The organism is Burkholderia sp. 22PA0106 (assembly GCF_047497155.1).
Classification (GTDB): Bacteria; Pseudomonadota; Gammaproteobacteria; order Burkholderiales; family Burkholderiaceae; genus Burkholderia.
On the sequence record NZ_CP163162.1, the window covers coordinates 2,529,202 to 2,549,614 of the forward strand.

The 20,413-nt window shown below is 62.7% G+C and carries 17 protein-coding genes, 1 tRNA gene and 2 pseudogenes; 12 read left to right on the plus strand and 8 right to left on the minus strand.

Annotated features, from left to right (window positions below):
- Nucleotides 1–166: 166 nt before the first annotated feature.
- From poxB to AB4850_RS10860, 5 genes are all read right to left on the minus strand, one after another.
- Nucleotides 167–1,885: a ubiquinone-dependent pyruvate dehydrogenase gene (gene poxB, locus AB4850_RS10840; RefSeq protein WP_414439815.1), complete on the minus strand. Its 1,719-nt coding sequence runs from the start codon at nt 1,883–1,885 to the stop codon at nt 167–169.
- A 12-nt stretch (nt 1,886–1,897) separates the two neighbouring features.
- A complete protein-coding gene (locus tag AB4850_RS10845) occupies nt 1,898–3,229 on the minus strand; it encodes an acetyl-CoA hydrolase/transferase family protein (RefSeq protein WP_414442004.1) in 1,332 nt (443 codons plus the stop codon).
- A gap of 14 nt (nt 3,230–3,243) precedes the next feature.
- Nucleotides 3,244–3,771 (minus strand): (R)-specific enoyl-CoA hydratase RipB/Ich, encoded by a 528-nt coding sequence (gene ripB, locus AB4850_RS10850; RefSeq protein ID WP_414439816.1) that lies wholly within the window; start codon nt 3,769–3,771, stop codon nt 3,244–3,246.
- 36 nt (nt 3,772–3,807) lie between these two features.
- Entirely contained in the window at nt 3,808–4,662 is an 855-nt protein-coding gene (locus AB4850_RS10855; RefSeq protein WP_414439817.1) for an HpcH/HpaI aldolase/citrate lyase family protein, read from the minus strand.
- 156 nt (nt 4,663–4,818) lie between these two features.
- Nucleotides 4,819–5,709: a LysR family transcriptional regulator gene (locus AB4850_RS10860; RefSeq protein ID WP_414439818.1), complete on the minus strand. Its 891-nt coding sequence runs from the start codon at nt 5,707–5,709 to the stop codon at nt 4,819–4,821.
- Nucleotides 5,710–6,197: 488 nt separating this feature from the next.
- Between AB4850_RS10860 and AB4850_RS10865 the strand changes: the two genes are divergently transcribed.
- The 4 genes from AB4850_RS10865 (at nt 6,198) to AB4850_RS10880 (ending at nt 10,364) form a co-directional block, all read left to right on the plus strand.
- On the plus strand, nt 6,198–7,388 hold the full coding sequence (locus tag AB4850_RS10865) for a CaiB/BaiF CoA transferase family protein (RefSeq protein WP_414442005.1): 1,191 nt from the start codon (nt 6,198–6,200) through the stop codon (nt 7,386–7,388).
- A 27-nt stretch (nt 7,389–7,415) separates the two neighbouring features.
- Entirely contained in the window at nt 7,416–8,390 is a 975-nt protein-coding gene (locus AB4850_RS10870) for a hydroxymethylglutaryl-CoA lyase (RefSeq protein WP_414439819.1), read from the plus strand.
- A 2-nt stretch (nt 8,391–8,392) separates the two neighbouring features.
- Complete coding sequence (locus AB4850_RS10875; RefSeq protein WP_036033441.1) at nt 8,393–8,776, plus strand: VOC family protein; 384 nt, start codon at nt 8,393–8,395, stop codon at nt 8,774–8,776.
- A 142-nt stretch (nt 8,777–8,918) separates the two neighbouring features.
- Nucleotides 8,919–10,364: an MFS transporter gene (locus tag AB4850_RS10880; protein WP_414439820.1), complete on the plus strand. Its 1,446-nt coding sequence runs from the start codon at nt 8,919–8,921 to the stop codon at nt 10,362–10,364.
- Here AB4850_RS10880 and AB4850_RS10885 read toward each other — a convergent pair.
- Nucleotides 10,359–11,264, minus strand: coding sequence for a LysR family transcriptional regulator (locus AB4850_RS10885; RefSeq protein ID WP_414439821.1), 906 nt, complete (start codon nt 11,262–11,264; stop codon nt 10,359–10,361). The genes AB4850_RS10880 and AB4850_RS10885 overlap by 6 nt on opposite strands.
- A 222-nt stretch (nt 11,265–11,486) precedes the next feature.
- Here AB4850_RS10885 and AB4850_RS10890 point away from each other — a divergent pair, with 222 nt between their 5' ends.
- Together AB4850_RS10890 and AB4850_RS10895 are read left to right on the plus strand one after the other, a co-directional pair.
- On the plus strand, nt 11,487–12,497 hold the full coding sequence (locus AB4850_RS10890) for a D-2-hydroxyacid dehydrogenase (RefSeq protein ID WP_414439822.1): 1,011 nt from the start codon (nt 11,487–11,489) through the stop codon (nt 12,495–12,497).
- Between the two features lie 42 nt (nt 12,498–12,539).
- A complete protein-coding gene (locus tag AB4850_RS10895) occupies nt 12,540–12,836 on the plus strand; it encodes a GNAT family N-acetyltransferase (protein WP_414439823.1) in 297 nt (98 codons plus the stop codon).
- 106 nt (nt 12,837–12,942) lie between these two features.
- On the opposite strand, the gene AB4850_RS10900 is transcribed toward AB4850_RS10895, so the two are convergent.
- On the minus strand, nt 12,943–14,454 hold the full coding sequence (locus AB4850_RS10900; protein WP_414439824.1) for a sensor histidine kinase: 1,512 nt from the start codon (nt 14,452–14,454) through the stop codon (nt 12,943–12,945).
- Nucleotides 14,455–14,612: 158 nt separating this feature from the next.
- Between AB4850_RS10900 and AB4850_RS10905 the strand changes: the two genes are divergently transcribed.
- From AB4850_RS10905 to AB4850_RS10930, 6 genes and pseudogenes are all read left to right on the plus strand, one after another.
- On the plus strand, nt 14,613–15,956 hold the full coding sequence (locus tag AB4850_RS10905; RefSeq protein WP_414439825.1) for an MFS transporter: 1,344 nt from the start codon (nt 14,613–14,615) through the stop codon (nt 15,954–15,956).
- A 178-nt stretch (nt 15,957–16,134) separates the two neighbouring features.
- The gene (locus AB4850_RS10910; RefSeq protein ID WP_414439826.1) at nt 16,135–16,548 is read left to right on the plus strand and encodes a carboxymuconolactone decarboxylase family protein; all 414 of its coding nucleotides are present in this window, start codon (nt 16,135–16,137) and stop codon (nt 16,546–16,548) included.
- A gap of 83 nt (nt 16,549–16,631) precedes the next feature.
- The gene (locus AB4850_RS10915; protein WP_414442006.1) at nt 16,632–17,603 is read left to right on the plus strand and encodes a D-2-hydroxyacid dehydrogenase family protein; all 972 of its coding nucleotides are present in this window, start codon (nt 16,632–16,634) and stop codon (nt 17,601–17,603) included.
- Nucleotides 17,604–17,675: 72 nt separating this feature from the next.
- Complete coding sequence (locus tag AB4850_RS10920; RefSeq protein WP_414439827.1) at nt 17,676–18,347, plus strand: GntR family transcriptional regulator; 672 nt, start codon at nt 17,676–17,678, stop codon at nt 18,345–18,347.
- A 957-nt stretch (nt 18,348–19,304) separates the two neighbouring features.
- Nucleotides 19,305–19,760, plus strand: a pseudogene (locus AB4850_RS10925) (DUF932 domain-containing protein); the annotation flags it as partial.
- Nucleotides 19,761–19,837: 77 nt separating this feature from the next.
- Nucleotides 19,838–20,290 (plus strand): annotated as a pseudogene (locus AB4850_RS10930) (integrase); the annotation flags it as partial.
- Between the two features lie 25 nt (nt 20,291–20,315).
- Here the strand turns inward: AB4850_RS10930 and AB4850_RS10935 are convergent.
- Nucleotides 20,316–20,391: transfer RNA gene (locus AB4850_RS10935), tRNA-Ile, on the minus strand.
- Nucleotides 20,392–20,413 lie beyond the last annotated feature (22 nt).

Consider the following 20,413-nt stretch of genomic DNA (forward strand, 5'->3'; position numbering starts at 1 on the left):
GAATGGACCAGCAAGACCATCGCCGGCAAGTTTCGGGGTTCTTTTATCTGATATCCGGTATGGCGCGGTGGACCGAAAGCACCGGACATCGTCGATCATCGTCCGCAGCGGCGTAAAGGCCGGCCCGGAATCGGCGCCGGCCTGGACCAAGTCGTGAGAGCCGGCCTCAGCGGAATAGGGTCGTTGCCAGTTCCACCACCTCGTTGCCCTTCGCGTTCAGCACGGCCTTCAGCATGTAGAGGCTGAAGCCCTTCGCCTGCGCCCATTCGATCTTCGGCGGCAGCGCGATCTCCTGGCGCGCGATGCGCACGTCCACCAGCACCGGATGCGGACGCGAGAACGCATCCTTCAGCGCCGCCTCCAGTTCCTCCGAACGCTCGACGCGAATTCCGTCGATGCCGGCGCCGCGCGCGATCGCGGCGTAGTCGGTATCGGCCAGGCGCGTATCGTTGTCGAGATAACCGCCGGCCTTCATCTCCATCGACACGAAACCCAGCGAGCTGTTGTTGAACACCACCAGCGTGAGCGGCAGCTTCAACTGGCGCGCCGTCAGCAGCTCGCCCATCAGCATCGACAGGCCGCCGTCGCCGCACAGCGCGACCACCTGGCGCCCCGGCAGCGCCGCCTGCGCGCCGAGTGCCTGCGGCAATGCATTGGCCATCGAGCCGTGGTTGAAGGAGCCGAGCAGCCGGCGCTTGCCGTTCATCTCCAGGTAGCGCGCGGCCCATAGCGTCGGCGTGCCGACGTCGACGCTGAACACCGCGTCGTCGGCCGCCAGATCGCTGACCAGCCGCGTCAGGTATTGCGGATGGATCGGCGCATCGCCCGGCGAGGGCCGCGCGAGGCTGTCGAGCCCCTCGCGCGCGTCGGTATAGTGCTTGCGCGCAGCTTCCAGGAAGTGGCGGTCGGTCTTGCGCGCGAGGCGACCCTGCAAGGCCGCGAGCGTCGCCTTGACGTCACCGACCAGGCCCAGGTCGACCGGCACGCGCTTGCCGATCGCCGCGCCGTGATGGTCGATCTGCACCACCTTGGCGTCGGCCGGGTAGAAATTGCGATACGGGAAATCGGTGCCGAGCATCACCAGCGTGTCGCAGGACTTCAGCGCGTGGTAGCCCGAGCTGAAGCCGATCAGGCCCGTCATGCCGACATCGAACGGGTTGTCCCATTCGACATGCTCCTTGCCGCGCAAAGCATGGACGATCGGCGCGCCGAGCGTGTCGGCCAGCGCCACCACCTCGTCGTGCGCGCCGGCACAGCCGCTGCCGCACAACAGCGCGATGCGCTCCGAGCCTTCGAGCAACGCCGCCAGCGCGTCGAGCCGGGCCGCCGGCGGCACGCTCGCCGTGACCTCGTAGCTGACCTGGCCCGGCGTGGCTTCGGGTACCGCCTCCAGCGCGATGTCGCCGGGCAGCACGATCACGGCCACGCCGCGTTCCTCGATCGCGGTGCGGATCGCCCGATCGAGCACGCGCGGGAACTGCTTCGGGTGGCTCACCAGCTCGACGAAGTGGCTGCATTCGCGAAACAACTCCTGCGGATGCGTTTCCTGGAAGTAGCCGAGCCCGATCTCCGAGGACGGGATGTGCGCCGCGATCGCGAGCACCGGCACATGGTTGCGCTGGCAGTCGAACAGGCCGTTGATCAGGTGCAGGTTGCCTGGGCCGCAACTGCCCGCGCAGACGGCGAGCTTGCCCGTCACCGCGGCTTCGGCGCCGGCCGCGAAAGCGGCGGTTTCCTCGTGGCGCGTATGCGACCACGTGATCTTGCCGAGCCGGCGCAGGCTGTCGGAGAGTCCGTTCAGGCTGTCGCCCGTGACGCCCCAGATCCGTTCGACGCCAGCGTCGGATAGCGTTTTCGCCAAGTAATCGGCGATGGTTCGTACCATGGCAGCCTCCGCTCAGATAAGGTGAAGTTCTCGAGCCTGAGCCTGCAGCGCATCCCGGAAATCGGGATGCGCTAGCCGGATCAAGGCCATCGCCCGCTGGGTGGACGACAACCCCTTCAGGTTCGCAACGCCATGCTCGGTGACCACGAGGTGAGTATCCGTACGTGGTGTCGTGACTGGGCCCGCCAGGCGACCGACGATCTTGGAGACGCGGCCGCCCGCCGCCGTCGAAGAAAATGCGATGATCGACTTGCCGCCGCGCGAGGCATAAGCCCCCCGAACAAAGTCGAGCTGGCCTCCGCTGGCACTGAATTGATGCCCATGGAGATGCTCGGAGTTGCAGGCACCAGTCAGGTCCATCTCGATGGTTGAATTCACGGAGATCATGTTGTCGTTGCGCGCGATATTGGCAGGGTCGTTGACGTAATCGACCGGATGACTCTCGATCGCGGGATTGTCGTCCATGAAGTCGTACATCGCGCGATCGCCCATGGCGAACGTGAACACCGATTTACCGCGATCCAACGCCTTGCGGCTGTTGTCGACCACCCCGCGCCGGACGAGTTCGACAAGCCCAGGGGTCAGCAACTCGGTATGGATCCCGAGGTGACGATGATCGGCGAGCGCGCCACATACCGCATTCGGCAAGGCTCCGATGCCCATTTGCAGGCACGCTCCATCCGAGACCAGCTCGGCGATGCGCTCGCCGATCGCCTGTTCCAGCACCCCGGCCGGTTTGGGGTGAAGTTCCGGCAGAGGATCATGCGACTCGACGATCGCGTCGACTTCCGATATATGCAACAGCGACCGGCCGAACACGCGAGGCATGTTGGGATTGACTTCCACGATCAAGCGACGCGCGGATCGCGCCACCGTGCTCGTATAATCGTTGTTGGTCCCGAACGTGAAATAGCCGTTGCGGTCCATCGGCGACACCATCACGAGCATCGTATCGACCGGAATGTGATCCGCGAACAGGCGTGGAGCCTGGCTGAAAGAATTCGGTACGAAGAACACCACCTTGCGGCCGCCGTCCTTCTCACCCAGCTCGATCAGTTCGCGTTCGGGTTCGCCCATGAACATGCAGTGCGGAACAATGCGACCCATCAGCGAATAGCGCAGCAGGGACGTCCTGAGAAAGGACTCGGCGTGAAAGTAATAAACGTCGAGGTCGTCCACATCGCCGGCTTCCGCCCGCGCAGCCAGGGCGGTGAGCAGCGCCGGCGGCTGGGCCATGGCCATGCCCAGCGCGACGGTCGAGCCACTGCGCAACGACGAAACGGCTTCGGTCGCTGACGTGAGCTTCGCCACATAGGCGCCTTGAAGGGAATCATTGCGTTTCATGGTGCCGTCCTCCATCAGTAATTCGCCTCGGACTCGGGCGAATGATCACGCTTGTAGACCAGCATGGTGCGTTCGAACGTCATCACGCCGACGCCATCCTGATTCACCCCCTTGGTTTCGACAGTGACGATGCCCTGGGTCGGACGGCTGCGCGATTCGCGACGCGACAGGACCGTCGATTCGGCATACAGCGTGTCGCCGGCGAACACCGGAGCGGTAGCTCGCACCTTGTCCCAGCCCAGATTGGCGACCACTTTCGCGCTGACGGTTCGCACGCTCATGCCGGTGAGCAAGGCGAGCGTGAAGGTGCTGTCCACCAGCAGTTTCTTCCACTCGGTCTTGGCCGCATAAGCGGCATCGAAATGAACCTGCTGCGTGTTCATCGTCAGCAGCGTCATCCAAATATTGTCGACGTCGGTGATGGTCCGCCCCGGCCGATGTTCATAGACGTTCCCGGGCTCGAAATCCTCGAAGTACAAACCCGAGGTTTCGCGGTAGCGCTGCGCACCGATCCGACGATAGGCTGAAATGTTTTCACTCATGATCGACTCCTGTTTCATATAGGGTTCAACAAGTTCTTATCCGGCCGCGGCGAGCACCCGCCGCGCCTCTCGCGCGATCGCCTCGTCGACCATTCGACCGTCGACGATGGCGACCCCTTTCGCGGCCGCGTCAACGACTCGACGTGCCCAGTCAATGCGTTCGGGCAGGACCGAAAAAATCTCGTTGATGGCGGCCAGATGGGAGGGATGAATGGCCGCCTTGGCAAGAAAGCCGTTGTCGGCGGCAAATCGCAGGTCATTGCGCAAGGCCTCGGGATCGCCGAGCGCGAAGCACGGGGCGTCGATCGCGAGACGCGCATTCGTCACACAAGCCGCCGCCACGCGGCTGCGAGCAACTTGCAGCGCGAAGGCGCCCGGCTGGGCCCCGACATCGGATGCGAAATCGGCCGCACCGAACATCAGTGCCGACACCCTCGGCGCGGCAACCGCGATCGCGGCCGCGTTATCGACGCCCGCGGCGGACTCGATCATCGGCACAATGTTGGAAACGAGCCCGGCATCAGCGAACAAGGCCGCAATCTGTTTGACCATTTCCGCGGACTCGACCTTGGGCACCAACACGAAACGCGGCGCCGCGTGTGCCTTGACCAGCATCAGAAGGTCCGACAAGCCCTCCGTCGAGGACGGTGAGTTGATACGAACCGCCAGGCACCGCAAGGGCACCGTGTCCCGGCCGTCCTGCCGACTCAGCACGCTGCTCACGTTGTTTCTCGCTATCGCCTTGTCGCTGGCTGGAACCGCATCCTCGAGATCCGCAATCAACACGTCCGCGCCGGAGGCCAGCGCCTTGGGGAATCTGTCCGGACGCGTGGCGGGAGTAAACAGCCAGCTACGGGACTGAATCGTGGGGATGCCATTGGAAGAAGACATGACCGTTGTTCCTATTGGTGAAAGCAACGGGTTCATTGTCGGCACGGCGCAGTGGACGAACAATGCGGCATTGCCGATCGCCACCTTTGGCACATCCATAGGCTCGGGCTGTCGACGCCATCGAACCGCCGCGTGCGGCGGCGAACATCGGGCAAGTCAATGCGATGGCACCAGATGCTCCAGCAACAGGCGGGCATAAGCCGGCATTGCATCGCGGTCAGCCACGCAAACGCGCATTTCCCTGACGGCCCAGTCGTCGAGCAACGGCAACAACCGGATCGACATCGTGCGCTGACAGCGACGCGCGGCGGACTCCGGTACGACCGAAACGCCCACACCGTTTTCGACAAGCCGGCAAATCGCGTCGAAGCTGCTGAGCCTGATGCGCGGCTCGATACGACGATGTAGGGCGCGAGCGTGGTCCTCGAGGTAGGTCTGGAGCGCCGATGCGGCCGCGTAAGCGATGAAGTCGTGGTCGAGGATGGTATTGAATGCGATGCCGCGCAAGGATGCGAATGCCGGCTCGGCCGATGGAACCACCGCGCACAACCGGTCGTTGGCAAAGGCAAAGGTTTGCAGATCACCCGTGCTGGCGCCCGTGGCCACGACGCCGATGTCCGCCACGCCGTCGATCAACGCGGCGACGATATCGGCGCTGAGCCTTTCCTCGAGCGCGACATTCACGTTGCGATGCCTGGCGAGAAAATGAGCGATCGGATCGGGCAGGAACTCAGTCATCGCGTTGGTGTTGGCAAGCACGCGCACCGTGCCGCGCAGGCCCCTGGCGAACTGGCCAAGATCATCGGTAAGGCGCTGCATTGCCAGCAAGGTCGAACGCGCATGCTGCAGCAAGGTATGACCGACTTCCGTCGGTTTTACGCCCAGACGCTCGCGTGTGAGCAGCGGCACGCCTGCCGTCTCCTCCATCTGTCGCACACGAGCGCTGGCCGAGGGCAGCGAGAGATTCACGCGCGCAGCGCCGTGCGTGATGCTGCCGGCCTCCACCACGGCGACGAACAAACGCAAATCTGTCGTATCGAAGCGCACCGCTGTCTCCCCACGCGTTCGGGCTGCTGGTTTTCGCGATCGCCATGCCCGCCGACACGACCCGCGCAAATCTCGCGAGCTGGAGCACGGCGAGTTCTCGATATTGCCGAGATCGTGCGTCGTTGGCTTTCCCTGGCGGGCTCGAGTCGCGATGTCGGGATGGACGGCGTCGGCGCCCCTGCCTCGTCGCGAAGCATTGCATTTGTCCAAGTATCGCTGCTCGACCGCTCGCCTACCATCGGGACGATGCAAATGAAGCATTCGCCAAATGCGAATGCTCGCGGGTCATACCCGGGCGCCGGCACCTCGCAGAAGCCAGCATCTTGCGATAGGGGCCAGATTTTTTCGACAAGGCCGGCCTGGGCGGCGGCCCAATATCGTTGCGCCTTTCTCGACAGGAAAGGGTGCTTGAACAAGCAAAGATTATCAACATGGCCGGAAAGCCGCACCATGTCGAGCAGACTTTGAACATGGATGGAGATACGCAAATGCAGCGACCGCTAGAAGGCATACGCGTCCTGGAATTGGGGCAGTTGATTGCCGGCCCGTTCGCAGGACGGCTGCTGGCCGAATTCGGTGCGGAGGTCATCAAGATCGAGCCGCCGTCGGCTGGAGATCCGTTGCGGAAGTGGCGAATGCTGCACCAGGGCACTTCCGTGTGGTGGGCTGTGCAGTCGCGCAACAAGCAGTCGATCACGCTGGATTTGCGTGCACCCGAGGGACAAGACGTGGTGAGGCGCCTGGTAGCCGATTGTGACGTGCTGATAGAAAATTTTCGGCCCGGCACGCTGGAGGGCTGGGGCCTCGGCTGGGAGGCCCTATCGTTGATCAATCCCGGCCTCGTGATGTTGCGGGTGTCCGGCTACGGCCAATCCGGGCCTTACCGCGATCGCCCCGGCTTCGGCGTGATTGCCGAGGCGATGGGCGGGCTGCGTCATCTCAGCGGCGAGCCCGGCCGCACGCCGGTGCGCGTCGGCGTCTCGATCGGCGATTCGCTGGCCGCGCTGCATGGCGTGATCGGCATTCTGCTGGCACTGCGACACCGGGAGCAACAAGGCGGCACGGGCCAGGTGGTCGATGTCGCGCTCTACGAAGCTGTTTTCAACATGATGGAAAGCCTGCTGCCGGAATATTCGGCGTTCGGCGCTGTGCGGCAGGCAGCCGGCAGCAGCTTGCCGGGCATCGCGCCCACCAATGCCTATCGCTGCGCCGACGGCCGCTATGCGCTCATCGCGGGCAATGGCGACGGGATCTTCCGGCGCCTGATGGACATCATCGGTCGAGCCGATCTTGGCGAGGATCCGGCGCTTGCGCGCAACGACGGGCGGGTGGCCCAGGTCGAGCGGATCGACGCGGCGATCGGCGACTGGACCGCTCGACACCCGCTCGACACGGTGCTCGCGGCCCTGCACGAAGGCCGGATCCCCGCCGGGCGCATCTATGACGTCGCCGATATCGCGACGGATCCGCATTACCAGGCTCGCGACATGATTCTGGACACCGCGCTGCCCGACGGGACCCCCGTCCAGGTGCCCGGCATCGTGCCCAAGCTCGGTGCCACACCCGGTGCCGTCACCGCTCCCGCGCCCGAACTCGGGGCGGATACCGATACCGTGCTGGCCGGACTCGGCATCGACGCCGGCACGCGAGCCGACTGGCGAACGCGCGGCATCCTTTGATCCCGGATTCTCGAACAAGAGGCGAACATGCAAGCATCCCCCCGGCGTGTCTACATCCAGGAAGTCGCTACACGCGACGGCTTTCAGAACGAGGCACGCTTCGTCGACACCGACCAAAAGATCGCGCTCATTGATCGGCTGAGCCACTGTGGCTACGCCAAGATCGAAGTGACTTCGTTTACCTCACCGCGCGCCATTCCTGCACTGCGCGACGCCGAGGCCGTCATGCATGGGATCGCGCGCGCGCCCGGTGTCGTATACACGGTGCTGGTTCCCAACGTTCGCGGCGCGGAGCGCGCTTTGTCATGTCGTGTCGACGAGGTCAACCTGGTGATGTCGGTCAGCGAGACTCATAACCTCACGAACCTGCGTATGACGCGCGAGCAATCGTTCGCACAACTGGCCGACGTGATCCGGGTGGTCGCGCCGACCGGCACGGCAATCAATGTCTCGCTGTCGACCGTGTTCGGCTGTCCGATGGAAGGCGAGGTATCTGCCAATACAGTGCTGGCCTGGATGCAGCGCTTCGCTGAGCTGGGGGTACATGGCTTCACGCTCTGCGACACAACTGGCATGGCCTACCCTTCGCAGGTGGCCGCGCTGAGCCGACTGGCAGCCGACACCTTTGCGTCCCACGAGCTGACGCTCCATTTCCACAACACGCGCGGCATGGCGCTGGCCAATACGCTAGCCGCCCTGATTGAGGGTATCGACCGCTTCGACGCGTCGCTGGGCGGCCTTGGTGGCTGTCCTTATGCCCCCGGCGCGACCGGCAACGTCTGCACCGAGGAGTTGGTGCATATGCTTGCCCTCGACGGCTACCAGACCGGCGTGGATCTCGCCGCCACGCTCGCGGCGGCCTCACTACTGCCGGACCTGGTTGGTCACGACGTACCGAGCCAGTTGCTCAAGGCCGGCCGCCGCCTCGATCTTCATCCGATACCGCGCAACGGAGCCGATGGTCGGCCCGAGCAGCGCGGTTGCATTGCCCAGGGAGCCTGACCATGCCTTTGATTGACCATCTTGACCATCTGGTGCTGACCTGCGTTGACCCCGACGCCACCCGGCATTTCTATACCGAGGTGCTGCAGATGCAGCTCGAGACCTTCGGTGCCGGGCGTCTGGCGTTCCGTTTCGGCAACCAAAAGATCAACCTTCACGTTCGCGGCGCCGAGTTCGAGCCGAAAGCTCACGTACCGGTTCCAGGCGCGCTCGACCTCTGCTTCATCGCCGCGGTGCCGCTGGCTCAGGTAATCGCACATCTGGAGCGCATGAACTGGCCGATTGTCGAGGGACCGGTGGAGCGCACCGGCGCGACGCAGAAGATCCGCTCGGTCTATGTACGCGATCCCGACCTGAATCTGATCGAGATTTCGGAACTGCTGTAAGCCCTAGCCGGCTGGCACCGACCTGGTGCCGCCGGCCATCGTCGTACCTCACGACATCGAGAAGACAAGCCGCCGGACCGGGCGTGAGCGGATGCACAGACATCCAGCGCGGCATACCGCGCGGTAATCCAGGAGACAAGACATGAACGGCAATCCGATCGGCATCGGCGGCCACGGCGCGGCGCCACCACACCTTTCAGCAAACCCACTTCCGGACACGGCCCGTGCGCCTGCAGCAAGCCTGGGCCAGGCAATGGACGACATGCCGGTCGGCAAGTTGCACCGTTTCGTGGTGCGCGTAATCGGTATCGGTCTGTTCTTCGACATGTTCGAGATCTTCCTGGTGAGTTCAATCGGGGTAGCCCTGCAAAACGAATACGGGCTCGATAGGCATAGCGTCGACTTCAAACTGCTACTGGCCTCTGCCTTCATCGGGATGTTCGTCGGCTCCTTGTGCCTGGGTAGCCTCGCCGACCGCATCGGGCGCCGACGCGCCTTCGTGCTGAACCTCGTCTGGTACAGCGCGTTCTCCCTGCTCGGCGCGTTCTCCGTCAATCCCGAGATGCTGGTCGCTTGCCGCTTCCTGACCGGCATCGGTGTCGGCGCGCTATATCCGGTGGCCGACACCTTTCTGTCGGAGATCCTGCCCAGGAATTACCGGGGGAGACTGGCGGCTTGGGCATATACGCTCTCCTATGTCGCAGTACCGGTGGTGGGTTTTCTCGCCGTATGGCTCAACCCGATCCATCTTGGCGCGGTCGCCGGCTGGCGCGTGATCCTCGCCCTCGGCAGCCTGGGCGGCTTGTTCATACTGCTGGTGCGGAACCGGCTGCCTGAAAGTCCACGCTGGCTACTCGCGCAAGGTCGGGTCGATGAGGCCATGGAGATGCTGCGCCGTTTCGCCGACGGCTCCGGCGTCGTCTTGCCGCCAATCACCCATGCCCTCGGGGGACGGGAGACCACGGCAACCGGCTTCCGGGAGCGGCTGGCAATCCTGCGTATGCCCTTGTATGGTCGCCGATTCGCGATGCTCGGCGTGTTTCACCTGTTGCAGGCCTTCGGGTATTACGGGTTCGGGACTTTGGCAAGCTTGGTGGTCAAGAGTCGCGGCTTCGACGTGACAGACAGCACGCTGTTCATGGCGCTGTCCTTTCTCGGTTATCCGGTCGGCTCGCTGCTGTCCATCCCGTTGCTGAACCGGATCGAGCGGCGCACCCTGGTGATCGCCGCGATCCTCTCGATCGCGGTATTCGGAATCGGCTTCGCCTATTCGAACCATACCGCGCTGATCATCGGGTTCGGCGTGTTGACCACCTGTGCCTCGAACGTTTTCAGCAATGCCTATCATGTCTACCAGGCCGAGATCTTTCCGGCGCGTGTGCGATCGACGGCGATCGGCAGCACCTATGCCCTGTCGCGTATCGTCAGCGGCGCGCTGCCGTTCATCCTGCTACCGGTACTCAATGACTACGGTGCAGGCGCCATGTTCGGCACCATCGCGGCCGCCCTGCTCACCGTGGCAATCGTGGTGCGCGCGCTGGGGCCGCTGACGACCCGGCGTAGCCAGGAAGAAATCAATCCGCTATGAGCGCGAGACTTCGGTAAGAAAGGCAACCAGCCTTGCCGCCTCGGGGGGCAAGGCATCAAACCTTCGGGCACCCAGCCACAGAGATCGGCGCGCCCATGAATCGGCCAGGCGCACCAAGGCCAGACCGGCAGCCACGCTTTCCTGCCTGACGGCCGCGCGAGGCAGGATGCCGATGCCCAGGCCTGCCTCGATCATGCGGCAGATGCCATCGAAGCTCGATACCTGGATGCGAAGTTTCAAAGGCCGCCCCGCGTCGAGCGCGGCATGCGTCATCAGGTCAAGCAGCGAACTGCCGGCATTCAGGCCGACATAATCCTCGTCCAGGGTGGCCGCGAACGTGATGACGTCCAGCCCTGCCAGCCGGTGGCTGCGGGGCACCAGCAGCACCAGTTCGTCGTCGCGATAGTGGCGTCGCTCAATGCCCGGCGTGGCGACATTGCCGGCGAAAAGCCCGAGATCCGCATCAGCGTTGCGCAGCGCCTCGACGATCTCGCCGCTGAGTTTTTCCTCTAGGCCGATGCGAATGGTCGGATGAGCGGCCAGGAAAGATCCGAGATCCCATGGCAGGAACTGGACGATGGACGATGTATTCGCCCACAGGCGAACATGGCCCCGCACGCCGTTCGCGTAGTCGCCAAGCTCGCTGGCCATCGCATTCACCTGGTTCAATACCCGGCTCGCATGTTCATAGAGACCCCGGCCGGCCGGCGTCGGCATCACGCCGCGAGGATGGCGTATGAGCAGCCGGCAGGCTGCCACGTTTTCGAGTTCGGCGATGCGCTTGCTGATCGCCGACAACGTCAACTGCCCGGCCTCGGCGGCCTTTGTCAGGCTGCCGTGTTCAACCACGAGCAGGAACACCCGCAAGGATTGCAAATCGATATGGAGAGGATTGACCATGGCCGCAGTGGGTGGCTAGCGAGCTTCGCCACTTGGAAATCCAGCCGGTACCGGCGATGGGCGGTCCGGCGTGGGCTCGCAGGCAATCAGTCTAATCCACCGGCGCACGCCCGACTTTCCATTACGAAAAGCGGGCTTGAACAGAGGGCAAGCATGAGCCCAACGGATCTCGGCACAATGACCGGGAACGATTTCTCTTCCATGCCTCGATGACAGCGCCCAATGACCTCTCCTGACTCCCCGCTTCAGGTCGTCTTCCTCGATCGCGAGACGCTCCCCCCCAACGCGGTGCTCGCCGAGTTGCCCTTTCCTCATCGTCTAATCATTTATCCACGCAGCACCGCCGACGAAGCGGTATCACGGATCCGCGAGGCCGATATCGTGATCACCAACAAGGTCAGGATCGACGCCAAGGCCATCGCGGCCGCTCCGCGGCTGGCAATGATCGCGGTTGCAGCCACCGGGACGGACAACATCGACCTGGATGCCTGCGCGGCCCGCTCCATCGTCGTGAGCAATATCCGTGGCTACGCTGTCCACACGGTGCCTGAACACACGTTCGCCATGATCTTCGCGCTGCGCCGCAGCCTGCTTGCCTACCGCGACGCCGTGAGATCGGGGCGCTGGCAGGCTTCGGGGCAATTCTGCTTCTTCGATTTTCCAATCAAGGATCTGCACGGCGCAACGCTCGGTGTGATCGGCGACGGCGCGCTGGGACGCGCGGTTGCGGAAATCGGGCGCTCGCTGGGCATGCGCGTACGGCTCGCCGCACGCAAGCACCGGCCCTGCCCTGACGATGGGCTTCATGTGCCATTCGAGGAGGTGATTTCGCAATCGGACGTAATCACCCTGCATTGCCCGCTGAACGACGCCAATCACCACCTGATCGGCGCGGCCGAGTTCGCGGCCATGACGCGCCGGCCGTTCATCATCAACACGGCGCGAGGCGGACTGGTAGACGAAGCAGCCTTGGTACTCGCGCTCGCGAGCGGAATGATTTCCGGCGCCGGCTTCGACGTGGTGAGCGAGGAGCCGATGCCGGCCGGACATCCGTTCCATAGCCTGGCCAACCATCCCGGCTTCATTCTCACGCCTCATGTGGCCTGGGCCAGCGAAGAGGCCACCCAGACGCTGGCCGATCAACTCGTGTCCAACATCTGCGCCTTCGTGAGCGGCTCGCCGGTCAATGTGCAGACGCCGAATCGAGACTCGGCCGCCCATTCCGGCGCTTGAGCCCGGCCATCGGCGCGGCAACACCACGAGGACCTCGATCGCATGTGCATCGTGGAATGCGCGGGCGAGTATGCGGGTTACAGCCTTGGGGAAATCCATGCAAAGACCGCGGTACTCGCCTCGATCGATGTGATACCTGAATGCCGCCGAACTGGCTTGGGACAGTTGCCGCTCAAGAAGTTCGTCTCGGACGCGAGGGCCAGCGGCATAACCGAAATATCGCTCGGCGCGAAGGCCGACAACCCCGCGCGATACTTGTACGAGCAATCAGGATTCCTCCATAGCCACGACGAGCGTGGTTATTGTCACTACACGCTGCCAATCGAGCGCGAAACCTGAGGCATGCCAGGGCGGCGGGGGATTGCCGTTCTCGCTGCGTCGAGCCGGAAGCCGACGTGCCGGCGTACGCGACGGGAACGGCTTGGGTGACGCTCGACACGTGTGTTCATGCCCGGCATTCGATCCGCATGACGGTGCCGATGCCCCCCGGCCCCTCTTCGATCCGCAGCGAGAATGCATGCAGTTCCAGGATTGCCGCGACGAGGCAGAGCCCAAGTCCGGTTCCCGGAATGTGGCAGGTACGCTCGCCCCGATAGAATCGACTCAGCACCTTCTCGCGCTCATGTGCGGGGATGCCGGGCCCTTCGTCCGAGATCGACAGTATCGGGCCAGCCGTTCCTGCGCGGAGTGCTATGCCGACCGCGCCACCAGGCGGGGAATACTTCACGGCATTGTCAAGCAGGTTGCCCACCGCCTCGAACAGCAAGTCACTGTCGCCGTGCAGCGGCATGACGGCATCGATGGCGGTCTGCCATCCGATACCGCGGTCTTCGGCCAGCGGTTCATACAATTCGGCGACGCCGCGCAGAAGTTGGGCAAGGTCGACAGTTCCGAAACCGTCGCGACGACGCGCACCGATTTCCGACATTCGGAGAATGGCGTGGAATCGCTGCAGCAACATGTCGACGTCCGCCAGCGCCTCTCTTACCAAGACTCGCTCCCGGGCATCGATCCCCGTGCCCTGCTCCTCCTGATTCGCCACAACGCTCGCAAGCCGGATGCGCATGTGCGCCAACGGTGTACGCAAATCATGCGCGATGCCATCACACGCACCCTTTACCTCGCCCATCAGATTTTCGATCTGGTCGAGCATTCGGTTCACGAGATGCGCCAGCATGTCGAACTCGTCGTCGCCCCCCGTCGGTAAGCGTCGCGCGAGATTTCCTCTTGCGATCTCGAGCGTCGACTGGCGCATCGACAGAAATCGCCGCCACTGCCGATAGCTGAGCCCGGCTCCGAGAGCAAAAGTACCCAACAGATAAGCGCTGCCTCCGCCGATCAAGGTATCCAGCATGGCGCGCCTGATCGACCTGAGTTGCGTCATGTTCCGGGCAATCACAAATGTGCTCCCGTCGGTGCGTCGCTCCGCACTGGCTCGAACAACCGGAGCGCCTGGATGCCTGTCGATGCGAAGTCCTTGCGTGAGCGTGCGCTTTTCCCCGTCCGCAGGCAGGGAACCTGGCCACTCGGAAATGTTGCCGGCCAGCCGTCGCCCGTCCGCCGCGAAAAGTCCGTAGTAATTCTGCTCCGGTGCGTCACGAGCGATACGGTCGGCGATCGCCTCCGGCAGTTTTTCGTCCTGAATGGAATGGAAATACATCCGCTCCCAGTGAAGGGAGGAATCGCTGACATCGTCGAGACGATGCGCGACCGTCCCGCCGACCAGTTCCGCCAATGCAAGCATCGAGAACGCGAACATCCCAGCGTAGATCGAGAGCCAGCGAAAAGTCGTGAAATGCCACGCATGCTCGGGTGCGTCGCCACGGCGGGCAGGTCGCGCAGGCGCTGCGCATCCGGCGCGATGTTCGTCATTCAACCGTTTCCGCCGAGCGACGCGCAACCAGGGGCCCAGCATCACCAATGGACGAAGCGCAAGCGTATTGGGCAGAACAGGCATAGGAGATTCAGAAGAAGACATTCGACCAACGGTATGACTGACGCATATCGTCCCATTGACAGATTGTATGACAAACAGATAATGTACGCGACACGAAGACGTGGCAACAAACTCATGCCATGCGTACCGGATCTCATCTTTTCAGAGAGGACAGGCAGATGGACAGAAGTTCGGCCGCCGCGAGCGGCAAGCTCCGATGGACTGACGGGCTCACCGCGATGCACTGGCGAACCTTATTCGGCAGCTTCCTCGGCTGGATTTTCGACGGCTACGAGGCCATGGCGCCGATCCTGGTGATGGCGCCGTTGCTGCACTCGGTGCTGACGCCGAGTCAAGCGGGAAACGCCGCCGTCTATGCGGGCGGTGTCCTCGGAATTGCTCTGGTTGGCTGGGGCGTCGGCGGATTGATCGGCGGCGTGGCCGCCGACTACTTCGGCAGGAAACGCGTCATGCTGGCCTCGGTTTTGCTGTACGCCCTGTTTTCCGGTGCCACCGCGTTCGCGCACAGCTTCGAGATGCTCGGCGCGATGCGATTTCTGACGGGGATCGCGATGGGCGGGGAATGGAGCACGGGGATCGCGCTCGTGTCTGAAAGCTGGCCTGACCACGCACGCGCAAAGGGCTTGAGTTTCCTGCAATCCGGCTATGGTTGGGGCACCCTGCTCGCCGCAGCGATCTGGTATGCGCTATCGCGTTACGCCCCGTCCTCCCAGGACAACTGGCGGATCATGTTTCTGATCGGCGCGCTGCCAGCCCTGTTCGTTCTTTACCTTCGACGCGGCGTCGACGAGTCCGAGAAATGGGCAGTCGCGATACGCAATCGTCAATGGTCGCAAACAGGCCCCGCAGGCACGCTCACGACAACCACGTCGCGACCGTTCCCGCTCAGGCAGTTGCTGGCATCCAGCGATACGCGCTCCCGCATGCTGCTGTCCCTGCTGCTCTCGATGGTCACGTCCACAGGGCTGTGGGCCGTGTCTTCCTGGTTGCCGGCACAGACCACCGCATTGGCAAAAGCCGCGGGGCTTCAGGATCCTGCCTTGTGGGGAACCAAGGTCTCGCTCGCATTCACGCTCGGCGCGATCGTTGCATACCTGATCGCAGGCTTCATCATCGACAGGATCGGCCGTCGCGCCTTCGTGTGCCTGACGTTCACCGGTTCCTTGATCATGACGATCGTCTCGTATCGGATCGCGAGCAATGCGCTGCAGCTCATGTGGCTCGCCCCGATCGACGGCTTCTTCACCCTGGGTTGCGCTTATGTGTGGATGGCAATCTATCCCGCGGAGCTATTCGTGTCTTCGGTACGGGCGAGTGCGATCAGCTTCATCTTCAACGGCGCCCGGTTGATCATCTGGGTATTCCCGATCGCGGCCGGTGCATTGGTACACCGACTCGGAGGTATTCCTCATGCCGCGTTGGCAATGGGCAGCATCTACCTGCTTGGTGTGATAGCCCCCTGGTTCCTGCCTGAAACCCGCGATCTGCCGTTTCCTGACTGACCCCGGAGAAATCAATGACGCAGCCAATCGGCTTCGCTGGTCTTGGTGCCACGGGATGGCCCATGCCGGCGGCGGTCAGGCGCACCGACGGTCGTGCAGACCACTTTCATCATGGCGGCAGGCATACGGCCTCAAAACCCGGTGCACCGCTTCATTTCGTTGTTGAGGAAAACGCAACATGCCAATGCCTTCTGAATTTGATACTCCGCAGTTCGCAAAGGGACTTGCCGTGCGCCGTGAGGTACTGGGCGCCGCGTACGTCGACAGGTCGGTCAATCAAGTCGAGGACTTCATGAAGCCGATGCAGAAGATCGCCACGGAGTGGTGCTGGGGCGAAATCTGGACGCGCGAAGGGCTGGAGCGCCGGGTACGCAGCATGATCAACCTCGCAATGCTCACGGCACTCAATCGTCCACACGAAATCGCGCTGCACGTGCGCGGCGCATTGAACAATGGCGTCACCGTCGAAGAGATTCAGGAGGTGTTGCTGCAAGCATGCATTTACTGCGGCGTGCCGGCCGCGCTGGATGCATTCAAGGTTGCCGCTGACGTGGTTCGACAGTGCCACCACGATCCCGTGGATGGGCAATGAAACCGGGGCATTCAATGCGCTTCCATACAAACCGGATCGATAACCGAAACAATATGAACATGCAAGACCAGGCGCCCACCGCTTTGCGAATCGCGATTCTCGACGATACGCAGGATGCGGTCAGACATCTCGATGCCTTCCGAAAACTCGCGGGGCATACCGTAAACATCCACACCCGATCGGAGAGAGACCCCGCTGCACTGGCCGCTCAGATCGGCAATGTCGACGTGCTGATTCCGATCCGGGAGCGAACCGTGATCAATGAAGCCCTGCTGAGTGCGCTGCCTTCGCTGCGCCTGATCAGCCAGACGGGAAAAGGCGTCTCGCATATCGATACAGTCGCCTGCACGCGCCGGGGTATCGCCGTCGCGGCGAGCGGCGGCAATCCATATGCCCCGGCTGAATTGACATGGGCGCTGGTGCTCGCCTCCATGCGGCGACTGCCGTGCGAAGTCGAGAACGCGCAACGCGGAAAATGGCAGGCGGGCTCACTTGGCACGCAGTTGCGCGGTCGCGTTCTCGGCATTCTCGGCTATGGCACGATTGGCGCCATCGTCGCGCGTTACGGCGCGGCGTTCGGAATGCGCGCGATCGTATGGGGCCGCGACGGCTCGCTCGCTCGCGCGACAAGCGATGGCTTCGAAGTGGCGGCGAGCCGCGAGGCGTTCTTCAGCCAAAGCGATGTGTTGAGCGTGCATCTGCGGCTGACCGCGGACACCCGCGGCTGCATTCGTGCAGAGGATCTCGCGCTGATGAAATCCTCATCTGTTTTCGTGAACAGCAGCCGGGCGGAACTGGTTGAACCGGGCGCGTTGCTCGCCCAATTGCGCAGGGGCAATCCGGGCTTCGCGGCACTCGACGCCTACGAGGTCGAACCTGCTTACGCGGATCCATTGTTCGCTCTGCCGAACACCATTTGCAGCCCTCATCTGGGATATGTGGAGAAAGACACCTATGAGATTTTTTTCGGTGGAGCTTTCGACAATGTGCTGGCGTTTTCTGCAGGCCAACCAACCAATCTCGTCAATCCCGACGTGATTACGTCGCGAACGTAGGGCTTTTACATGGTCGGGCATGGCGGTTTATCATGTCGCTTTATCTGATTGTCAGACAGGGAGACATTCGACATGTCCGACAAAGTAGGCTTGCTCCGGCCAGAGACATTGCGACAGCAGGTCGAAAATGCGTTGCGCCAAGCGATCGTGTCCGGCCAGTTTGCGCCAGGAGCGCGACTGGTCGAAAGAGAACTCTGTGATTTGCTCGGAGTCAGCAGAACCTCGATCCGCGAAGCTTTGCGCAAGCTCGAAGGCGAGAAACTGATCAAGATCTTCCCGCACAAAGGACCAGTCGTCTCCGTCATGTCAAGACAAGAGGCGGCCGACATATATGCGATTCGTGCTTTGCTGGAAGGTCATGCCGCTGCAGGGTTTGCCCGTTTTGCCAGCGACGGCCAGCTGAATCGCTTTAGCGAACTCATGCGCGTCTTGAAGGCCGCGGCGAAGGCCAATGACACCTCCGCCATACTGAAGGCCAAGACGGATCTATACGATACGCTGCTAGAGCATTGTGGCAACGCACTAGCCAAGGAGATGTTGCTGAGCCTGTACTCGCGTATCACCCTGCTACGTGCAACGTCGCTGATGCGGATCGAGCGCCTTCCAGCTAGCCTGCGCGAGCTCGATAAATTGCATAAGGCACTGAAGGAACGCGATACTGAGGCTGCCGAGCTGGCCGCACGTCGGCATGTAGAGGCGGCGCAGAAAGCCGCCATGCAGATGTTGCCCGCGAATTCCGAATAACGAGATACTCGCGACGGCATACCGCTCGCCCGAGTATTGAGTAGCCCGCCGCTCTCTGGAGGCGTGTCGGGCCGTAGTTACAAAATTCCAGCGCAGATAAGGGCCTCTATTGGCTAACCAAAAACAATCGCCGGCCTGCTCAATCGGCCTCAACTGCATCGTTCCCTTCTGATGAACATGGCGACGTGAACGAGCAAGCAGCAGAAGCTGCGTATGCGCGGCACGCTTTCGATACGACATACGACGAGTTCGACGAAGCTGACGATGTCAGTTTCCACTTCGAGCCGCACAAGACAATGTCGCCGTCGTTTCGATCCGACAATTGCGCTCGCGACAACCTCTTCGACTCCACCGGATCTCCGGTCTTCGGACCGGCAACGCAAGAGTCATCGGCGTCCAATGTGGCACCTCGCGCGCCTGCGACGTCGGTGCTCCGCTGCCCACGCTGTTTGTCGTCGCGTATCGACACGCGGAATCGAGTTCGCAAAGCAGGCAGCACGATCGGCAGCGTCGCAGGAGCAACCGGCGGCATGGCAGCGGCCCTAGCAGGGGCCGAAACCGGCGCGATCGTCGGGTCGGTGGCAGGCCCCATCGGGACCGTATTCGGCGGCCTGGCCGGCAGCTGTCCTTGCCGGACTCGTCGAACGCAGCAGGCTGTGCGGCGGGTTCCGCAGTGGGCGGCGCCATCGACGACAACGTGCTCGACAACCACCTCTGCCTCGCCTGCGGTCACGCCTTCAGCGCCACGTCCAACTAGACGCCGCACACCTTCGCTTTTCCCCCGACCATCATTTTCGTCCGGCGATAGCCGGGCTGTATGCCCTCGCCTATTTCCCATCAGCAACACAGATGCATCTCGTTCACACCATGACCTACACCGACCAAGAACCTTGGCACGGCCTCGGCAATCGCCTCACCCCCAACCGACCGATCGAAGTCTGAGCCGACAGCGCCGGCATGAACTGGACCATCGAATCATCCGAAGTTCGCTTCGTAACGAGTGCCGCCGGCATCGGAGCGATTCACGCGTTTCCTGATCAAAAGGTGCTCTACCGCTCCGACAACAAAGCGCCGCTATCGGTTGTCTCTGCGCGATACCTGGTCGTGCAACCCCGAGAGATCCTCGAGTTTTATCGAGACCTCACCGAGATCGGCGGCTTCAAGCTCGAAATGCGACGTATGCTCAACTATCCCACGACCAACGTGGTCGATTGCGACGCACTTGCCGTGAACGAGCGGGCGATCAAGGCCGTCGCTCAGTTGTACGCTGGCCGAGGCAAAGGTTCCGATCTCGTATCGGCATCGAACACCGCCTGGGGCTTGGTAAATGCAGTGATCGAGTTTGTGGACCGTCACCGGCGCGCACGCAGCGGTGACCATCGTCGCGACGCGGCCCGGTTCGGCGCCGGTTCGCCTGCCGGGCCTTTCTCTTTTTGGAGACTCCATGAGTGCGACTCCAACCAATCATGGCGGATCGCGGCGTGGCGCAAATATCGAAGGCTTACGTCCGCGGCGAGCGGCTCGACCGCACCAAGACCAAGGTGGCACGCTTGGTCCGCCTGAATAGCCGCGCCATCGCGGCCCTGACGCGGCAGCGCGCCCTCACCCAGTTGTCGCATGCGCGTGTTTTTCTCGATCCACGGTACGGCGATGTCTGGCACGACGAGGATTCGTTCCGGCGCACCTACTGGGTGCCGCTACTGAAACGACTAGGCATGCGATACCGCCGCCCGTACAACACGCGCCACAGCTACGCCACGGCGATGCTGATGGCGGGCATGACGCCAGCGTTTTGCGCCAAGCAGCTCGGCCACAGCGTCGAAATGTTCCTGACGACCTACTCGAAGTGGATCGACGGAAGCCAGAACGACGTCGAGATGAATCGCCTCGAATCGTCGCTATCTTCCCGCCAACCTCCCCGGAAGGAGAGCAGATCGATGTAACGTATTAAGCTAAAAGGGAAAGGTATGGTGGGCCCGGCGGGGTTTGAACCCGCGACCAATCGATTATGAGTCGACTGCTCTAACCGCTGAGCTACAGGCCCGGAGGTGCTGCTGACTGAACTG